We start from the raw sequence: 20,886 nt of genomic DNA, 5'->3' as shown, positions 1-20,886 counted from the left end.
GCGGAATCCGGGGATCGTCTCGACCATTTACGCCCCCTGAGTCTGCCGCGAAGCCTCCGATGGGCTGCGGGCAGCACGCATCGCTTCGATGGATGAATTGCCTGTGCGCACGCAGGTGGTCTTGCTTGCTTGCATCGAAAGGAACTGTTCGTGACACCTGGTATGACTCTTGCTCGACATGAGCCCAGTTCCGCGCAGGATCACGTGTTGGAATCTCGGAGCGCCACGGCATCGCTGCCCGAGCTGCTCGCTCGCCGCGCGGAGGAGCTCGGCGACGCACCTGCGTACATTCATCTTCACGAAGGCGAGGAGGAGACGGCGGCGCTCTCGTTCGCCGCGCTCCACGCCCGTGCTCGAACGATCGCCGCCTTCCTCCGGAAACACTACCCTCCGAGGAGCCGCGTCCTCCTCCTGTTCGGCCCCGGGCTCGATTTCATCGAGGCGTTCTTCGGCTGCCTGCTGGCGGACATGGTGGCCATCCCCACCTCGCTCCCGCGACCGAATCAGGCGGAGTCTCGGTTCGACGCCATCACGGCCGACTGTGCTCCTGCGTGCGCGCTCACCGCGCGACCCGTGCCGCGGGAGAGGAGCGCGTCGACCTCGCGCTCCGGGTCGCCCCTCCACACGCTGCCCATTCACACGGTGCCCATTCACACGGTGCCCATTCACACGGTGGAAGAGTGCTCCTCGGGCGCCGGTGCCGGGCGCGGCGACTGGGCGCCTGGCGCGCCCGATGACGTCGCGTACCTCCAGTACACCTCCGGCTCGACCTCCAGCCCCAAGGGCGTGATGGTCAGCCATCGCAACGTCCTGCAGAACTGCCGCATGCTCGCCGACGGGTTCGGGATCGAGCGCGGCGACACCTTCGTCACCTGGCTGCCCCACTTCCACGATCTGGGGCTGATTCACGGGATCATGCTGCCGCTCTTCGTGGGCGGCAGGTGCTACAGCATGCCTCCGGCGTCGTTCATCTTCCGGCCCATGCGCTGGCTCGAGGCGCTGTCGCGCCACCGCGGCCACCACAGCGCGGCGCCGAACTTCGCCTTCGATCTCTGCGTGACGAGCTCGACCGCCGAGCAGCGCGCCCGGCTCGATCTGTCAACGTGGAAGACGGTGATCAACGGAGCCGAGCCCGTCCGCGCGGGGACCCTCGCGCGCTTCCTCGCGGCCTTTGCGCCGAGCGGATTCCGGCCCGACGCGCTGCGACCCTCCTATGGCCTGGCAGAGGCGACGCTGGGGGTCAGCGTCTCGCCGAGGCGCCCGCCGCGCGTCCTCAAGGTGAGCTCCACGGCGCTGCAAGAGGGGCGGGTGCGCGCCTGCGCCGCCGCGGACACCGACGCACAGGAGCTCGTGAGCTGCGGCCGACCCCTGGCCGACACGCGCGTCGCGATCGTCGATCCAGCCACCGCAGAGCCCGCCCCGGATCTGCAGGTAGGCGAGGTGTGGGTCGAGAGCAGCGCGGTCGTGAGTGGCTACTGGCAGAACCCGGAGGCCACCCGCGCCTCGTTCGGCGCGCGGCTGCGCGGCGCAGGCGACCTGCGCTTCCTGCGGACCGGCGATCTCGGGTTCTTGCATGAGGGGGAGCTGTTCATCGCAGGACGGCTCAAGGACGTCATCATCGTCCGGGGACGCAACTACTATCCGCAGGACATCGAGCTCGCTGTGTGCTCCGCCCACGAGGCCTTTGCCACCGACGGGGGAGCAGCCTTCTCCGTGGGCCTCGAGGACGGGGTGAGCCTCCCTGTCGAGGATCCGGAGGCGATCGTCGTCTGCCAGGAGATCAAGCGCGGGCAGCGCGGGCTCGATCTCGAGGCGCTCGCGCGCGCCGCCCGGCGCGCCGTGGCGCAGCAGTTCGGGCTGCCCGTGCACGCTGTCGTGCTCCTCCCCCCGCGCCGACTCCCCAAGACAACGAGCGGGAAAGCGCAGCGAAGGGCGTGCAAGGCGGCCTTCTTGCGCGGCGAGCTGGAGCCGCTCGGCGTGTTCCACGGCGCGCCGGCGCGCGATGGAGCGCCGGGCCCCGCCCAGGACGGGGCCTCCGCGGCGGCCTGCACGCAGCCCGACGAGTCGGGCTGTACGGCGCGCCTCGGGGCGCTCGTGGGAGAGATCCTTCAGGTGGACGCCGCGCAGCTGCGCTGGGACGTGCCGCTCGTCGAGGTCGGGCTCGAGTCGATCAAGGCGGTCCAGCTCGCGGAGCGCGTCGCCGGGCTCAGCGGCAGGCAGATCTCGCCGGTGAGCTTGATCGACGGAATGACGTTGACCGGGCTTCTGCGCCTGATCGCCGAGCCGTCGCCGTCGGGCGGCCGCGAGGGCGAGGCCCCCGCCGTCGGCCCGGGCGACGGCGACCCGGAGGCGCCCTTTGCCCAGACCGACGTTCAACGGGCGTACCTGGTCGGGCGCGAGCCCGCCTTCGACCTCGGGGGCGTCGGCTGTCACGGCTACCTCGAGCGGGAGTGCGATGGACTGGATCTCGAGCGCTTCGCGCGAGCGTGGAACCGGGTCATCGCGCGGCACGGGATGCTCCGGTCCGTGTTCACCGAAGACGGGCTGCAGCGCGCGCAGCGGACGGTACCCCGCTTCGAGCCGAAGGTCTGGGACCTCCGCGCGATGGCGCCGGCCGACGCCGGCCGGGCGCTCGATGACATCCGTCATCGGCTCTCCCATCGCGTGTTCGTGCCCACGGAATGGCCCCTGTTCGACGTCGCCGTGTCGCTCCTTCCAGACGGCCGCTCCCGCGTGCACATCAACCTGGATCTCCTCGCGCTCGACGCCTGGAGCTGCGGGATCGTCTCGCGCGATCTGCAGCGCTTCTACGAGCAACCCGAGATCGAGCCCCCGCCGCTCGGCGTGACCTTCCGGGACTGCATCGTCGATGCGGAGCGCCACCGACAGACACCGGATCACGAGCGCTCGCTCTCGTACTGGCGCGAGCGCGTGGCGAGCCTTCCCCCCGCGCCCGACCTGCCGCTCGCCAGGAGGCCTCGAGACGTCACGCCCCCCCGGTTCGTGCGGCACAAGGGGCGTCTCGACCGGTCCGCGTGGGAGTCGCTGAAGAGCCGGGCGAAGTCGAGCCGCCTCACGCCTTCGGCCGTCGTCCTCGGGGCGTTCGCCCAGGTGCTCGGGAAGTGGAGCGCCCGCCCGGAGTTCTCGCTCACGCTGACGTCGTTCGAGCGGCCGCCGCTGCACGAGGACGTCGCGGAGATCGTCGGCGACTTCACCACGATCGTGCTCCTGGGCTTCGACGTGGGCCGCCACAGGGGGGTCTCCGAGCTGGCCCGCGCCACCCAGGACCAGATCTGGAGGGCGATCGAGCACCGGCGCGCGGGGGCGATCCCGGCGCTCCGCCAGCTGCGCGCGCCGAGCGTCCCCGTGGTGTTCACGAGCCTGCTCGGCCAGGGAGGGGCCGAGCCGCAGTCGCTGTTCTCCTGGCTCGGCGAGGAGGTCTTCATGGTCACCCAGACGCCGCAGGTGTGGCTCGATCATCAGGTGACCGAGGACCAGGGGGACCTCGCGCTCTCCTGGGATGTCGTCGAGGCGCTCTTCCCTGAGGGGATGGTCGGAGCGATGATGGAGTCCTATCTCGATCTGCTCGCGCGGCTGGCGCGCGGCGACGAGGCGTTCCAGCGGGCGAGGGTCGCGCTCCCTGTCTCGCAGCAGGCGGCGCGCGCCGAGGTGAACCGGACGCAGCGGGCCGCGCCGGACGAGCTGCTCCACGCGGCGTTCCTCCGGAGCGCGGCGGCGCGCGGCGAGTCGCCCGCGGTGATCGCGCCCGAGGGGAGCATCACCTACGGGGAGCTCGACCGGCAGAGCAACGCCCTCGGCCGAGCCTTGCGGGCCCGCGGCGCGCGCCCCAACACCCTCGTCGCCATCGCCTGCGAGAAGGGCATGGCGCAGGCGCTCGGGACGCTCGGCATCCTCAAGTCCGGGGCTGCCTACGTGCCCGTGGATCCGACATGGCCCCGAGAGCGGATCTGGGGGATCCTGGAGCAGAGCGCGGCGCAGATCGTCCTGACCCAGGCGCGGTTCGCGGAGCCGGCCCGGTGGCCCGCGGGGACGACCGTCGTGCCCCTGGACGCGCCGGGCGGACTGCCAGAGGACGGATCACCCCTCGAGGCCGTGCAGCGGCCCGACGATCTGGCCTACGTCATCTTCACCTCGGGCTCGACAGGGAGGCCGAAGGGCGTGGCGATCGACCACCTCGGCGCCGTGAACACCATCGCGGACGTGAACGCGCGCCTCGGCGTGAAGGCCTCCGATCGCGTCCTGTCGCTCTCGTCGCTCGCCTTCGATCTGTCGGTCTACGACCTCTTCGGCCTGTGGGCGGCGGGGGGCGCCGTGGTGCTGCCCGATCCGGCCCGGTTGCGCGATCCCGGCCACTGGGAGGAGCTGATGTCCCGGCACGGCGTGACGCTGTGGAACACCGTCCCGGCGCTGATGCAGATGCTCGTCGAGCACCGCGCGCTCCGCTCGAGCGCGCCCCTGCGCGCCGTGCTCCTCAGCGGGGACTGGATCCCCGTGACCCTGCCCGACCGCATCCGTGAGACGTTCCCGGGCGCGTCGGTGCTGAGCCTCGGCGGGGCGACGGAGGCGTCGATCTGGTCGATCGCCTATCCGATCACCCACGTGGATCCGAGCTGGAGGAGCATCCCTTACGGGAAGCCGCTCGCGAACCAGCGGTTCTACGTGCTCGACCGGGCGATGGAGCCGTGCCCCGACGGGGTGTCCGGGCGGCTCTACATCGGCGGCATGGGCCTCGCGCGCGGCTACTGGCGTGACGAGGAGAGGACGCGCGAGCGCTTCGTGACGCACCCGGAGACCGGCGAGCGACTGTACTGGACCGGCGACCTGGGACGCTGTCTGCCGGACGGGAACATCGAGTTCCTGGGACGCGAAGACTTCCAGGTGAAGATTCAAGGGCACAGGATCGAGCTGGAGGAGATCGAGGCCGCGCTGCTTCAGCACCCCGACGTGGCGAGCGCCGCCGTCTCGGTGGGGAGCACGGCGAGCGGTGGAAAGCGGTTGATCGCCCATGTCGTCCCGGCCCCGGGCAGGCCGCTCGACCTCCCCGTGCTGCGGGCGTTCATCGCCGCGAAGCTCCCGGACTACATGGCGCCGAGCGCCTTCGTGGAGCTGCCCCGCCTCCCCCTCACCAGCAACGGCAAGGTCGATCGCAGCGCCCTTCACGATCCGGGGCGCGAGCCCGGCGTGGAAGGGCCGCTCGGCGAGCCTCCGGCGGGCATCGCGGCCGCTCCGGCGCTCGCGCCCGGACTCGAGGCGCTGCTCCGCGAGCATCCGAGCGTCGAGGCAGCGAGGGTGGAGCGCGCGGCGGGCGAGCGAGCCGGGCTCGTCGCGTACGTGACGACCCGGGAGGGCGCGGCGGACTCGACCTTATCCTTGCTGCAGGATCCGATCGCGAGGCTGAAGTTCAAGCTGAGCAAGCCGGCGCAGCGCGATGATCTCTCCGGGGCTGCCATCCCTCTGATCGCCCGCGCGCGCACGGACGAGGAGCTCTCGGCGCTCGCGCGGCGGCGCAGCTATCGCGAGTTCCGGAGCGAGCCCATCGCCTTCGAATGCCTGGCGCGCTTCCTTCGACAGCTGTCTCCGGTGAGGCTGCCGGGCTATCCGCTCGCCAAGCAGCTCTATTCCTCGGCGGGCAACCTGTATCCGGTGCATGCGTATCTGTACGTGAAGCCGCACCGGATCGAGCGGGTCCCCGGCGGCACATACTACTTCCACCCCGAGCGCGAGCAGCTGGTCACCATCCAGCCCGGCGCGCACATCGATCGCTCGGTCCACGGGGGCCCCAACGGGCAGGCGTTCGACAGCTCGGCCTTCAGCGTGTATCTCGTGGCGGACCTCGGCGCCATCGAGCCGGTGTACGGCAGCCGGGCGCGGGATCTGTGCCTCATGGAGGCCGGCATCATCGCCCATCTGCTCGAGTCGACGGCGCCGGACCACCAGATCGGCCTCTGTCAGACGGGCGGGTTCGACTTCGCGCAGGTCGCCCATCTCTTCCAGGTCGGCCCGCGGTACGAATACCTCCACGGGCTCGTCGGAGGGGCCATCTCGGCCTCGGACACCACCGTCGAGGCGCTGGCCCGCGAGTCGGCGGCGCTGGGGGCCATGGTCGATGCCGCGAGCCGCGCCGCGTCGTCGCAGGGCTCCGCCCTGCCGAGGCCGGAGCGGCTGCGCGATCGGCTCGCGCGAGCGCTCTCGTCGTTCGTCGCGGAGCGCTGGACGGAGCAGCCCGTCACGGTGGTGGTCGTCGACAGGCTCCCTGGCCCGGCGGAGGGCGCGCGGCGCTCGGCCCTGGAGGACGCGCCGCCGCGCGCGGCCCTGCCGGCGCGCGCCGAGGAACAGGAGCTCCCGGCCAGGGGGGAAGCCGACGAGCACCCTGGCCTGGAGCCACCGGCGCGGCGCTCGATCCCGGAGCGAACGCCGCCGCGCGCGGCGCTGGATCAGGCGAGGGCCGCCGCCGTCACGGGAGATGGGCTGGAGAGCGCGATCGCCCGTATCTGGGCCGAGGTGCTCAAGCGACGGCAGGTCGGACACGACGACAACTTCTTCGACCTCGGGGGCGACTCGCTCCTGCTCGTGGGCATGGCGCGGCACATCCGCGAGCGCTTCGGGAGGGATGTGACGTTGATCCACCTGTTCGAGCATCCGACGGTGTCCCAGCAGGCGGCCTACCTGAGGACCCTCGGGGTGAACGCACCCCCCTCGGCGAAAGGAGAGGTCGCCGCGGAGGGCGAGGCGGCGCCGGGCGCGGCGGAGAGCGGCCGGTTCAACGCCATCGCCGCGCGCGCCCAGCGGCAGCGCGAGCGAGGTCTGGAGCGGCGCGCGCTCGCGTCGTTCGAGCCAGGGCAGGCCTCGCGCCAGGGCACCCCGGAGGATTGAACGATGCAGGACCTCGGAGATCTGCGCGACGCCATCGCGATCATCGGGCTGAGCGGGCGATTCCCGCAGGCGAATGATCCCGAGGCGTTCTGGAGGAACCTGCGCGATGGCAGGGAGTCCATCACCCGATTCACGGACGAGGAGCTGCTCGCCGCCGGGGTCCCTCGCGCCCGGGTGATGGATCCGGGCTACATCAAGGCACGACCTTGCCTCGACAGGCCGGAGTGGTTCGACGCCGACTTCTTCGGATACAGCGCGCGGGAGGCGCAGTGGATCGATCCGCAGCAGCGGCTGTTCCTCGAGTGCGCGTACGAGGCGCTCGAGGACGCAGGCCACGACGCCGAGCGGTACCCTGGCTGGATCGGCGTCTTCGCCGGCGCCAAGATGAACTCGTATCTCCTCGCGCACCACCGCGCGCTGCTCCAGAAGTTCGAGTCCTCCGAGGCGATGCAGCTCCTGATCGCGAGCGACAAGGACTATCTGACGACGCGCGTCGCGTACAAGCTCAACCTCAAGGGCCCGAGCATCAGCGTCCAGACGGCCTGTTCGACCGGGCTCGCGGCGGTCCACCAGGCATGCCAGAGCCTGCGCGCCGTCGAGTGCGACATGGCGATCGCGGGCGCGGCGTCGGTGATGTTCCCGGAGCGGCGCGGGTACTTCTACGAGAAGGGCGGGCCATGCTCTCCCGACGGCCACTGCCGTCCTTTCGACGCCGACGCCGCGGGCACGGTGTTCGGCGACGCGGTGGGGGTCGTCGTGCTCAAGCGGCTCGAGGACGCGATCGAGCAGGGCGACTTCATCCACGCGATCGTCCTCGGGTCCGCGACGAACAACGACGGCGCCGCCAAGGTCGGGTACACCGCCCCGAGCATCGACGGGCAGGCCTCGGTGATCGTGATGGCGCACGAGGTGGCCGGCGTCCGGCCGGACACCATCGACTACGTCGAGGCGCACGGGACCGGCACATCGCTGGGCGACCCCATCGAGTTCCGCGCCCTGGAACAGGCCTTCCGACGCGCTCCCACCCCGCTCCGCCGGTGCGCGCTCGGATCGGTGAAAGGGAACGTCGGTCACTCGAACACGGCGGCCGGCATCGTCGGGCTCATCAAGACGGTGCTGGCGCTCCGGCACGCGCAGATCCCGGCCACGCTCCACTACCAGCGGCCCAACGCGGAGATCGATCTCGACAGCTCCCCTTTCCACGTGAACACGGAGCTCCGCGCCTGGCCGAGGAACAACGGCCCTCGGCGAGCCGGCGTGAGCTCGTTCGGCATCGGGGGGGCGAACGTGCACGCGGTCCTCCAGGAAGGTCCGGGCTACCAGCCGACCCCCGCGGGAGAGAGCGAGATCCTGGCGCTGTCGGCCCGGAGCGAGGCGGCCCTGGCGCAGATGCGATCGCGCCTCGCGGAGCACCTCGAGGCGCACCCGGAGATCTCCTTGCGCGACGCGGCGTTCACGCTGCTCGAGGGGCGGCGGAGGTTCTTGCACCGCAATGTCGTCGTCGCGTCCTCGCTGCCCGACGCCGTCGCGCGGCTGCGCAAGCCCGGGCCGGTGCGAGCGGCGCAGAGGGGCGCCCCCGGCGTGGTGATGCTGTTCACCGGACAGGGGAGCCAGCACCCCGGCATGGGCCGGTCGCTGTACGACGAGCACGCCGTCGTCCGGGAGACCGTGGACGAGTGCGCCGAGCGGCTCCGGCCGCTCCTCGGCCGCGACCTGCGAGCGCTGCTGTTCGACGGCTCGGCCGACGAGCTCCGGGAGACAGAGGTCGCTCAGCCGGCGTTGTTCGTCGTCGAGTACGCCGCGGCGCGGCTGCTCGAGTCGTGGGGAGTGCGCCCCGAGGCGCTCCTCGGGCACAGCGTCGGCGAGCTCGTGGCGGCCTGCGTCGCGGGGGTCTTCTCGCTCGAGGATGGGCTCCGGGCGGTCGCTGTGCGCGCGAGGTTGATGCAGTCGCTGCCGCGCGGGGCGATGCTCGCGGTGCCGCTGTCCGAGGGGGCGGTGCTCGAGAGCCTGCCGGCGGAGCTGTCGCTCGCCGCGGTGAACGCGCCCGAGCTGTGCGTCGTCTCCGGCGCCGAGGCGGCCGTCGCGAGGTACGAGGCGCAGCTCGCCGCGCGCGGGATCAAGGGACGCCGGCTCCAGACCTCCCACGCCTTCCACTCCGCCGCGACCGAGCCGATCCTGGACGAGTTCCGCAGGGCCATGGCGGGGATCACGCTGGGCGAACCCCGGATACCCGTCCTCTCCAACGTCACCGGCGGGTGGATGACGGGCGCGATGGCGCGAAGCGCCCAGTACTGGGCTGACCACCTGCGGCGCACGGTCCGCTTCGGAGACGGCGTGAAAGCGGTGCTCGAGGGCGAGGGACCGCATCTCTTCGTGGAGGTCGGGCCCGGCTCGACGTTGTGCTCGCTCGTGCGCGCGGAGCTCGGGGCCAACGCGGAGAGCGCCGCCATTCCGCTGCTGCCCGGGCCTGGCGACGCCGGGAAGGGCCGGCGCGTGCTGCTCGAGGCGGCCGGCGAGCTGTGGGCGCGCGGCGCCGACCTGCGCTGGCAAGCGGTGTTCCCGGACGCCCGGGCGCGCCGGGTCCCCTTGCCTACCTACCCCTTCGAGCGGACGCGCCACGCGGTCGAGGACAGCCCGCCGGAGCCGTCCCTGAGCACGGCGGAAACGGCGGCTCCCGAGGGCGTAGAGGACGCCGGCGGTGTGCGGCTGTTCCGGCTCTGCTGGTCCCGTCTCCACGAAGCCGCCCCGGTATCCCGGCCAGCGGACGAGGCGCCGTGGCTGCTCCTCACCGACGCAGGCGAGAGCGCGGGCGCGCTGGAAGCGCACCTCCGCGACTCGGGCGCTCGCGTGATCACGGCCCGCTCCGGGCCGGCGTTCGCTGCGTCGGGCACCTCCGCGTTCGTCGTGCGCCCGGACAGCGAGGAGGATTTCCGGGCGCTGCTCTCGACCCTCGACGGACAAGGCATCTTCCCGCGGCGCATCGTCCACCTGTGGAGCGCGCTGGGGGGGCCGGGCAAGAGCGCTGAAGAGCCCCTGCGACGGGGCTTGCTCAGCGTGTGCGCCGTCGCGCGGAGCCTCGGCGCCGCGCCGCCGCGGGCCGGGATCGAGCTCTCGATCGTGACCCGGGGAGCCCACGCGATCGCCGGCGAGGCGACCCCTTCGCCGGACCACGCCGCGCTCATCGGCCTTTGCCGCAGCCTGGGCAACGAGCTCGCCGGCGTCCGCTGTCGCGTCGTCGATGTGATCCTGCCGCGCGACGGGGAGACGAGCGCGTCGTGGGCGCGGGCCGTCTCCCGGGAGCTCGCGGGCGAGCCGGAGCACGACCTCGTGCTCCTGCGCGCACAGCAGCGCTGGGTTCCGGCGTTCCAGGCGGTCCCTCCCCCTTCACCGGCCGCGGAGGCGTCCCGCTTGCGGCGAGGGGGCATCTACCTGATCACGGGCGCCTTCGGTGGCATCGGGCTGCGTCTCGCCGAGCACCTCGCGCGCACCTGGTCGGCGAAGCTCGTGCTGATGGGGAGAACGCCGCTCCCGCCACGATCGGAGTGGTCGAGCTACCGGGAGCGCGACGACGCGCTGGCCGCGACCGCCGAGATCCTCGAGGCGCTGGAGCGGATGGAGGCGCAGGGGACAGAGATCGTCGTCGCCACCGGGGACGTGGCCGAGCCGCGGGACGTGGCGCGCGCGTTCGCCGAGGCGAGGGCCCGTTTCGGGCGCATCGACGGGGTCTTCCACGGCGCCGGGGTTCCAGGCGCCGGCCCGATCGAGGCGCGGACGAACGAGGAGCTCTGCCAGGTGCTGTCGCCGAAGACCACGGGGACACGGAACCTCGCCGAAGAGCTCGGGCACGAGAAGGAGCAGCCCTTCCTGGTGCTGTTCTCGTCGACGTTCTCCCATCTCGGGGCGATCGGCCAGGCGGACTACGCTGCCGCGAATGCGTACCTCGACGCCTTCGCCGGGGCGTACCAGAGCACGACAGGCAACCCGAGCTTCGCCATTGCGTGGGACGGCTGGGAGGAGATCGGCATGGCGGCGCGGGCCGGAGTCACCCGGCCGGGGCCGTTGCCGCCCGGGCCGAGGTCGAACCTGCGGGGGCCACACCCGCTGATCGACCGGGTCGAGGGCGGGGCGCTCGGGCCGCGGGCGTTCCACAAGCGGTTCAGCCTGGCGCGCGACTGGCCTGTCGTGGAGCACCGGACGCAGCACGCCGGGCTCGTCTCCGGCACGACCCTGCTCGAGATGGCGCGGGCCGCGGCCACGCTCTCGGGGATGGGCGCCGTGGAGCTGCATGAGGTCCGCTTCCACGCGCCCTGCCGCGTGGAGGACGGGGCGCCGCAGGACGTCTGTCTCGCGAGCGAGCGGAGCGGGACGCGGACCGAATTCTCGATCTTCGCTCCGGGCCCCACCGGGGCCAGGGAGCGGCTCGCGTCAGGCTACTGGGCGCCTGCGCTCGGCGAGGCGCGCGAGCGCGCGCCGGTCGGGTCGATCCGGCGGCGCTGCCGCCCGGCAGCCGCCCGGCAGCTCTTCGAGGCCGTCAACGCGAGCCGCTTGCTGCGGTGGGGGCCTCGCTGGGACTGCATCGAATCTCTTCGTGTCGGGGAGGACGAGGCCCTCGCCGACATCCGTCTTCGCCCGGAGTTCGCGGCGGACCTGTCCGTGTACGGCTTGCATCCAGCGCTGCTCGACGTCGCCACCTCGCTCACCGCCCTGCTCGATCCTCGAGGGGTCTATCTCCCCGCGGGGTATGGCCGCGTGGTTTGCCTCGCGTCCACTCCATCGAGGCTGTTCAGCCATGTTCGCCTGCGCCGGGAGGAGACCGAGCCTGGCCGTGTGCTCTGCGCGGACGTGACCCTGCTCGACGAGCACGAGCGGGTCATCGCCGACGTGACCCGCTTCGTCCTCCAGCGCGTCCACGGCGGCGCCGGAGCCGCCCTCTCCGCGCCGTCGCAGAGGACGTCGCGCGGCATCGCCCCGGAAGACGGGATGAGGGCCATCGAGCAGATCCTCGCGCTCACCGGGCCCGAGCAGATCGTGGTTTCGCCGCGCGACTTCCCTGCCCTGGCCGAGCAGCAGCGCCGCGCCCGGCTCGAGCCCTCCGCAGGTCCGCGGCGGCCCCTCGGCGACGACGAGCGGCCTCGCGACGAGATAGAGCGCGTGCTGTGCTCGCAGTGGGAGGAGCTGCTCGGCCGGCGGCCCATCGGCATCCACGACGAGTTCTTCAGCCTCGGCGGCCACTCGCTCCTGGCGATCCAGGTCCTCTCGCGGGTCAAGGACGCGTTCGACGTCGATCTGCCGAAACAGGACATGTTCGAGGGGGCGACCGTCGCAGGGCTCGCCGAGAAGATCACGAGCGCTCTCGCCGAGCGCCTCGCGATGCTCGAGTCGATGACAGACGCCGCCGCGCCCGGCGATCCGTCCTGAACCACGAACGCACCGGAACCGGGAAACCGGGAGAGGAACGTCACGTTGAGCGAGCTGCAGCAGCGGATCAAAGGCCTGTCGTCCGAGGAGCTCAAGGCGCTCGTCGCGAAGCTGAAGGGACAGCGTCCGTCCGGCGGTGGCGCGGCGGCGGGGCCGGAGCGGACCGGGACGCGGTCGAGGTTCCCCCTGTCGTTCGCGCAGCAGCGGCTCTGGTTCCTGTACCAGTACGCGCCCGACAGCCCTGCGTACAACCTCCACGGGGCGGCGCGCCTCCGGGGCTCGCTCGACGTGGCGGCGCTCGAGCGGGCGATCTCGCTCCTCGCGGAGCGGCACGAGATCTTGCGGACGCGCTTCGGCGAGGACGCCGAGGACCCGTATCAGGAGGTGCTGCCAGCGTCCGGCGTCGCCGTGGCGGTCACGGACCTCTCCACGATGGCGCCGCCGGCCCGCGAGCGCGAGCTCGTCCACCGATGCGCAGAGATCGCCCATGCGCCCTTTGTCCTGGAGCGAGGCGACCTCCTCCGGGCGGCCCTCTTTCGCCTGACCGCGCAGGAGCACGTCCTGCTCCTGGCGACGCATCATATCGCCAGCGATCACTGGACCTGGGGTGTGCTGCTCCGGGACCTCGCCGTGCTCTACAATGAGCTGGTCGCGGGGCGCGCCCCGCGGCTGCCCGAGCTGCCCGTCCGGTATGGCGATCACGCCGTCTGGCAGCGAGGCCAGTGGAGCCAGGAGCGCCTTCAACGGGAGCTCGCGTACTGGAAGGAGCGGCTGCGCGGCGCGCCGGCGCTCGTCGAGCTTCCGCTGGACCGGCCGCGCCCGGCCTCGCAGGCGCACCGGGGAGCGAAGGCGTCGCTCACGCTGTCACCCCGGCTCTCCGCGGCGGTGAAGGCGCTATGCCAGCGGGAGGGCGTCACCCTCTTCATGACGCTCCTCGCCGCGTACCAGGTCCTCCTGTGTCGCGTGACGCAGAAGCTCGATGTCGTGGTCGGGTCGCCCATCGCCGGGCGGACGCGGCGAGAGATCGAGCCGCTCGCAGGGATGTTCGTCAACAACCTCGCGCTCCGCGCCGACCTCTCGGACGACCCCAGCTTCGTCGAGCTCCTCCGCCGGACGAAGCGCGACGTGCTCGACGCCTTCGCGCACGACGATCTGCCGTTCGAGCTGCTCGTGGAGGCGCTGCAACCCGAGAGGAGCACGTCCCACGCGGCGCTGTTCCAGACCCTGTTCATCCTGCAGAACGCGGCGGCCGATCTGCCGGTCTTCACGGCGCTCACGCTCGATCCGGTCGAGGTGCCGGTGATGACGTCGAAGTACGACTGGACCGTCGAGGCCTGGGACCGCCCGCAGGGCATCCGGCTCGATCTGGAGTACGACACCGATCTGTTCCGCCGCGAGACGGTGGACCGGATGCTCAGGAGCTACGAGGCGCTCCTGCGCGCGGCGGCCGCGCGCCCCGACACACGCGTGCTCCATCTGCCGGTCGTGCACGAGGACGACGCGCTGCTCCTCGAGCAATGGAACGGGACGGAGCGGCCTTTTCCCGACGATCTCTGTGTGCACGAGCTCTTCGAGCGGCAGGCGCAGCGCCATCCGGAGCGCGTCGCGCTCGCGTTCGGTGAGGACGAGATCACGTACGGAGAGCTCGACCGCGCCTCCGCCCGTCTCGCGCGCCGGCTGCGCGCGATGGGCGTCGGCGCGGGCGTCCCGGTGGCGATCTGCATGGAGCGATCGCTCGATCTCGTCATCGGGCTGCTCGCGATCCTGAGATCGGGCGGCGCCTACGTGCCGCTGGATCCCGCGCTGCCGGGCGAGCGCATCGGCTACATCCTGCGCGATCTCGGGGCCGCCGTCCTGCTCACGCAGCGCGCGCTGCGGTTGTCGCTCGCCGGCGAGCCGCAGCGGACCGTGTTCTTCGAGGATCTCACCGCGGGGGGCGGCCTGGCCGAGGAGCCGCTCGTGGCGCCGCCCTGCAGCCGGGATCTCGCCTACATCATCTATACGTCGGGCTCGACCGGACACCCCAAAGGCGTTCAGGTCGAGCACCGCAGCGTGGTGAACTTCCTTGAGGCGATGCGGGACAGGCCCGGTCTCGACGCCGGCGACGTGATGCTGTCGGTGACCACGGCGTCGTTCGATATCTTCGTCCTGGAGCTGTTTCTGCCGCTGAGCGTCGGCGGAAAGACGGTCCTCGTGTCCGCCGCCGAAGCGCGGGACGGCACCGCGCTCCTGCGAGCGCTGGAGAGCTCGGGAGCGACGGTCATGCAGGCGACGCCGAGCACCTGGCGTCTCCTGCTCGCGGCGGGGTGGACCGGCAGCCCGCACCTCCGTGCGCTGTCGGGCGGGGAGGCGCTCCCGCCGGACCTCGCCCGGGAGCTCAGGGTGCGCGCGGGTTGCCTCTGGAACCTGTATGGCCCGACGGAGACGACCGTGTGGTCCGCCGCGGCGCGCGTCGACGATCCGGACAGGATCACCCTGGGATCTCCCATCGCCAACACGCGCATCTACATCCTGGATGAGCGGCGCGAGCGGCTCCCGATCGGCGTGGCCGGGGAGCTGTACATCGGCGGAGCGGGCCTGGCCCGCGGCTATCATGGCCGGCCCGACCTGACCCGGGAACGCTTCGTCGAGGACCCGTTCTCGACGGCGCCGGGCGCGCGGATGTACCGGACCGGCGACCTGGCGCGCATCACGCAGGACGGGCAGCTCGAGTTCCTCGGCCGGATCGATCATCAGGTGAAGATTCGCGGCTTCCGCGTCGAGCTCGGCGAGATCGAGGCGACCGTGGCGCGCCACCCCGGCGTCAGGGAGTGCGTCTGCGCCGCGCACCGGGACCCGGTGGGCGAGTCGGTGCTCGTGGCCTATTACGTGCCCGCGGCGGAGCCGGTGAGCCCCGACGCGCTCAGGGCGCACGCGCGCGCGTTCTTGCCCGAAGCCATGATCCCGGCGCGCTTCGTCGAGCTGCCGCGGCTGCCGCAGACGCCGAACGGCAAGATCGACCGTAAGGCGCTCCCGGGCCCGGACGCGCTGGAGCGCGCGCCGGCGCGAGATCGGCAGGCCCCGGCGACCGAGACGGAGAGGCTGGTGGCCGCTGTGTGGGAAGAGCTCCTCGGGCGCGCGCCGGGCAGGACCGACCATTTCTTCGAGCTCGGGGGCCACTCGCTGCTCGCGATGCGCGTCGTCTCCCGCCTCCGCGAGCGAGCGGGCGCCGAGGTGCCGCTCCGGTGGCTGTTCGACACGCCGGTGCTCGCCGATCTGGCGCAGCGGATCGAGCAGATCGCGCGTCCATCGACGCGTCCGGCGCTGCGCCGCCGCGACCCGGGCGCGGTGATCCCCCTGTCGTACGCGCAGACGCGGCTCTGGTTCCTGGACCGGCTGGCGCCCGGGACAGGGGCCTACAACGTCGGTGGTGCGGCCGAGATCGCGGGGCCCTTGTGCGTGCGCTCCCTCGAGCGCGCGCTCCATGCCGTCATCGAGCGGCACGAGGCGCTCCGCACCGTGTTCCGCGTCGTGGACGGGGCGCCCGTCCAGATCGTTCAGCCGTCAGCGCAGCTCGACTTCGAGGAGATCGATCACCGTCACCCGGCGCTCGCGCCGGACGCGCGCGAGGCGGCGGCGCTGGCGCGGCTCCGGCGGATGGCCGGGCGCCCGTTCGACCTCGCCAGAGGCCCCCTGGTGCGGGCCGAGCTCGCGCAGATCGACGACGAGCGATACCTGTTCGCGTTCGCGATGCACCACATCGTGACGGACGGCTGGTCGCACGAGATCTTCGTGCGCGAGCTCGCCGCCGCCTATGAAGCGATCTCGACGGGCGAGCGCCCCCGCTGGGGCGCGCTCCCGGTCCAGCACGGCGACCACGCGGTCCACGAGCGGCGGTGCTGGGACGAGGCGACGCGGAGCGAGGAGATCGCTTTCTGGAAGGCCGAGCTCGCGGGCGCCAGTCAAACGCTCGATCTCCCGACGGATCACCCTCGTCCCGCGGAGAAGCAGGTTCAGGGGGCGCGGCACCATTTCCGCCTCTCGCGAGCGCTGACGGAGGCCATCGAGGGCCTCGGCCGCGAGCGCGGCGTCACGCCGTTCATGGTCTTGATGGGCGGGTTTCTCGCGCTGCTCCATCGGCTCAGCGGGCAGGCGGACCTCCTCGTCGGGACGCCGATCGCGGGGCGCGATCACCCGGAGCTCGAGGGCGTCATCGGGTGCTTCGTGAACACCCTCGTGTTCCGCGGCGACCTTGGGGACGATCCGCCCTTCAGCGCGCTCCTCGCGCGGGTGCGCAGCACGGCGGTGCGCGTGTTCGCTCACGCGGACATCCCCTTCGAGCGGCTCGTCAACGCCGTTCGACCGGAGCGAGACCTCGGCCGGACTCCGCTGTTTCAGGTGATGTTCGCCTTCCAGCCCAAGGTGCCCGCGCCGGTCGCGCTGGGGCGGGCGCGGGTGACGCCCATCGACCTCGACCCCGGGACGTCGCAGTACGACATCACCCTGTCGATGCAGCACGACGGCGCGACCCTGAGCGGTCATATCGAGTACGACACGGCGCTGTTCTGCGAGGCGACGATCGCGCGCCACGCCGAGCTCTTCCAGCGCCTCCTCACCGAGGCGACGCGCGAGCCCGACACGAGGGTCTCGGCGCTCCTCCCCCGCGACGCGCTCGGACCCGCGACGGCAGCGGCTGCGCGCCGGGCGCTCTCGGCGCCCGCGCTCCCGTTCGTGCGGAGCGACCCTGCGGCGGAGCCTCCTCGGCTCGTCCGCCGCACCCGGCGCGTCGACGCCGGGCTCATTCGCGGCATCGAGGCGCGCGCGGCGCTCCTCGGCGTGAGCCCGGGGGCAGCTGTCGTCGCCGCCTTCGCGCAGGCGGTCGCCGCGTGGAGCACGTCGCCGCTCGTCGTTGTGGTCGGCGTGTCGGGCGAGCCGCCGGACGGCGTGCTGTCCGTCTCCATCGGCGCGGGGAGCGGCCCGATCGAGGTGAGCCGCGGTGGCGAGACGCCGTTCGTCGAGCTTGCCCGGTCCCTCGACGAGGCCATGGCGCCCGGGACGCGAGCGCCGGACGAAGGCGTGCTTCACCCCGGCGCGACGGCTGTCCGGCTGCACGTCCCCGCGCCCGTCCAATCCGAGCGAGGTGGACAAGGCACGCAGACTTCCTGCATCGAGCACGAGATCCGGCAGGACGAGGGGGGCTTCGCGCTGAGCTCCAGCGCCGCGGACGATCTGTTTCCTGAAGGCCTCGCGGTGGATCTCCTGGAGGTGTACGAGGCGCTCCTGAGCCGCCTTTCTCGGGACGACGCGTCCTGGACCAGGGCGGCGACCATCGAGCTCCCGGAGCGGCAGCGAGCTGTCCGCGCGCGCGTCAACGGCACCACGCGTGAGGTCTCGAGCGACCTCCTGCACAGCGGGTTCATGCGGCAAGCGGCGCTGCGGCCCTCCGCACCGGCGGTCATCAGCCCCGAGAGGACGTTGACGTACGGGGAGCTCGATCGGCAGAGCAGCGCGCTCGCCCGGCGCCTTCGCGCGCTCGGAGCCCGACCGAATGCGCTCGTCGCGGTGGCCGCAGCGAAGGGATGGGCGCAGATCGTGGCGATCCTGGCGGCCCTCAAATCGGGAGCGGCGTACCTGCCCGTCGATCCGGAGTGGCCCATCGAACGCATCCGCACGACCCTGGATCAGGGCCAGGTGGAGATCGTCCTCACGCAGGAGCGTCTGGCCTCCTCGCTGGCCTGGCCCGACGCCCTGCGCCTGATCGCGGTCGACGACGACAGCGCGTTCGTGTCGGAGGACGACAGCCCGGTCGCGGCCGTCCAGGGGCCGGACGATCTCGCCTACGTGCTGTTCACGTCGGGCTCGACGGGCAAGCCAAAGGGCGTGGCGCTCGATCACCGCGGCCCGCTGAACACGATCCTCGAGATCAACGAACGCTTCCAGGTCTCCCCCTCGGATCGCGCCCTCGCGCTCTCGGCCGTTCACTTCGACCTCTCCGTGTACGACGTGTTCGGACTGCTCGGCGCGGGAGGCACCCTGGTCATCCCCTCACCGCAGGGCGCGCGGGATCCGGCCTACTTTCGGCAGCTCATCGAGACCCACCAGATCACGGTATGGAACTCCGTACCCGCGCTGATGCAGATGTTCATCGAGCACCTCGGCGGCGGTCCTCGGGCGTGCCCCTCGCTGCGATGGGTCATCCTGAGCGGCGACTGGATCCCCGTGTCCCTGCCCGATCGGATCCGCCGCGTTTGCCCGGGGGCGCAGGTCATCGGCGCAGGGGGGCCGACGGAGACCTCGATCTGGTCGATCTTCTATCCCATCGGAGAGGTGGATCCGACATGGAAGAGCATCCCTTACGGCAAGCCCCTCCCGAACCAGCGTGTCCACGTGCTCGACGAGCGCATGCAGCCGTGTCCCGACTGGGTTGTCGGCCGCATGTACGTCGGCGGGATCTGCCTCGCCCGCGGCTACTATCGGGATCCCGCGCAGACCGCGGAGCGCTTCCTCGAGCACCCGGAGACGGGCGAGCGGCTCTACTGGACTGGCGACCTCGGGCGATTCCTTCCGGACGGGAACATCGAGTTCACCGGACGGGAGGACTTCCAGGTGAAGATCCAGGGAAACCGCATCGAGCTCGGCGAGATCGAAGCCGCGCTGGCGCAGCATCCCGAGGTCAGGCAAGCGGTGGTGTGCGTGGAGTCGACCCCGAGCGGGACCAGGCGCCTCGTCGCCTGCTACGTGGCTGAACGGGGCGCCGCGCTCGAGCCTCGCGTCCTGGAGGAGGTCGTCGCCGCGAGGCTGCCGCCGTACATGGTACCCAGCGCGTGGGTCGCGCTGGAGCGCATGCCTCTGACGGCCAACGGCAAGGTCGATCGGAGGGCTGTCCTCGATCTCGCTCTCCAGCACCGCCCCGGGGCGAGCGCGGCCTACCGGGCGCCGTCGTCGGAGGCAGAGCGCCGGATGGCCGCCCTCTGGGCCGGCGTCCTCAAGCTGGATCGGGTGGGCGTGGACGACAATTTCTTCGCGCTTGGAGGGGATTCGCTCCTTGGCATTGCGCTGGTGGAGCGGGCGCGGGAGGCGGGGCTCGACATCACGCCGAGGCAGCTCTTCCAGCACCAGACGGTCGCGCGCCTCGTGACCGCTTGCGCCTCCCCGGACCGCGCGGAGGGGGACGTCGAACGAGAGATCGGGGAGCAACCGCTCACCGTCCTCCAGCGCTGGTACCTGGAGCAGGCCCACGAGCGCACGCGCCCGGCGCGCTGGAACGTGAATCTGCTGCTCGAGGCCGTGGCGCCGCTCGATCTCGACAGGCTCGCTCGCGCTTCGCTGATCCTCGTGAACCGCCATGAGGCGCTCCGCGCGCGCTTCGAGCGCGCTCCGAGCGGCTTTCGCCAGGTGATCGACGCGCCGTGGACCGAGGCGCCGTTCGCCTGTGTCGATCTGTCGAGGGTCCCGGAGGATCAGCGCCCGGCCGAGCTCGAGCGGCATTGCGATCGCATGCAGGACGAGTACGAGCTCGAGCGCGGGCGGCTGTTCCGGATCGTGTTTTTCCGGTGGAACGAGCAGGGGCAAGGCCGGTTGTGGCTCAACGCGCACCACCTCGTCGTCGACTGGATGTCGATGATGATCGCCGCGCTCGACCTGCAATCCATCTATCATCAGCTCGCGCATCAGCTCGCGACGACGGCCGCGCCCCGCCTGCCGTCCAGGGGCACCTCGCCCGGCCGCTGGACGCGCGCGCTCGAGCGGTGGGTGAACGACGAGATCCTACCGAACGAGCGCGCCTACTGGCTCTCGCTGCCCTGGGACGAGATCGACCTCCTCCCGGCGGACCACCCGGCGACCCGCCATCTCTATACCGTGGAGTCGGTCCGCGATCACTGGGCGTCGCTCCCCGAACAGGAGTCCCAGGTCATCTTGCGGGACCTGCCGGCGCGCTTCGGGGTGAGCACGGAGAACGCGCTCATCGCCGCTGTCCTCCGCGGCGTGACCGCCTGGACGGGCCGCTCCCTCCAGGACATCATGGTCCTGAACTCGGGGCGTGATCTGATGCCCCACCGCGCGAAGCTCGACGCGTCGCGCACGGTGGGCTGGCTGAGCGCCGAGCGGGTGCTCGTGCTCCGGCGCTCGAGCCAGGAAGAGCCCCTCGCGGCGCTGCTCGACGTGAGCCGGCAGATCGATCGCATCCCGAACGGGGGCCATGGCTACAACCTCCTCAAGTACCTCGGCGGTGACGCCCGGCTCAGCGCGGAGCTCGGGCGGCTCCGGAAGCGACCGGGGATCCTGTTCAACTACCAGGGGCGCATCGAGCCGCCTGCGCAGGGATCGATCTTGCGCGTGGCGAATGAATCCACGGGGTATGACGAGGCGGCGACGAACCTGCGGTTCAACCTGTTCGAGTGCCACGTCCTGGTCCGCGGAGAGGCCCTGATGTTCCGGTGGCGCTACAGCGCAAACGTGCATACGCCAGCGACGGCGCAGCGGGTCGCAGACGACGTCATCGACGATCTGCGGGCGATCGCGCGCGCGTGCCGGTGAGCGGAGCCCGCGCTCCTGTGCGCGCGGCGCGAGAGACGGACACAACCCATTGGGATG

Annotated in this window: 3 protein-coding genes; all 3 read left to right on the top strand. The window is 71.8% G+C overall.

The genetic code is table 11. The features are described 5' to 3' along the window. Positions 1–207: 207 nt before the first annotated feature. The 3 genes from WME96_RS16215 to WME96_RS16205 are packed head-to-tail and all read left to right on the top strand — an operon-like array spanning position 208 to position 20,829. Positions 208–6,894 (top strand): amino acid adenylation domain-containing protein, encoded by a 6,687-nt coding sequence (locus WME96_RS16215; protein ID WP_437291015.1) that lies wholly within the window; start codon positions 208–210, stop codon positions 6,892–6,894. A 3-nt stretch (positions 6,895–6,897) separates the two neighbouring features. Next, the gene (locus WME96_RS16210; RefSeq protein ID WP_437291014.1) at positions 6,898–12,312 is read left to right on the top strand and encodes an SDR family NAD(P)-dependent oxidoreductase; all 5,415 of its coding nucleotides are present in this window, start codon (positions 6,898–6,900) and stop codon (positions 12,310–12,312) included. A 45-nt stretch (positions 12,313–12,357) separates the two neighbouring features. Then, positions 12,358–20,829: an amino acid adenylation domain-containing protein gene (locus tag WME96_RS16205; RefSeq protein WP_437291013.1), complete on the top strand. Its 8,472-nt coding sequence runs from the start codon at positions 12,358–12,360 to the stop codon at positions 20,827–20,829. Positions 20,830–20,886 lie beyond the last annotated feature (57 nt).

The organism is Sorangium sp. So ce406 (genome assembly GCF_051474675.1).
Lineage (GTDB): Bacteria > Myxococcota_A > Polyangia > Polyangiales > Polyangiaceae > Sorangium > Sorangium cellulosum_G.
This window is presented reverse-complemented; position numbering and strand designations above follow the sequence as displayed.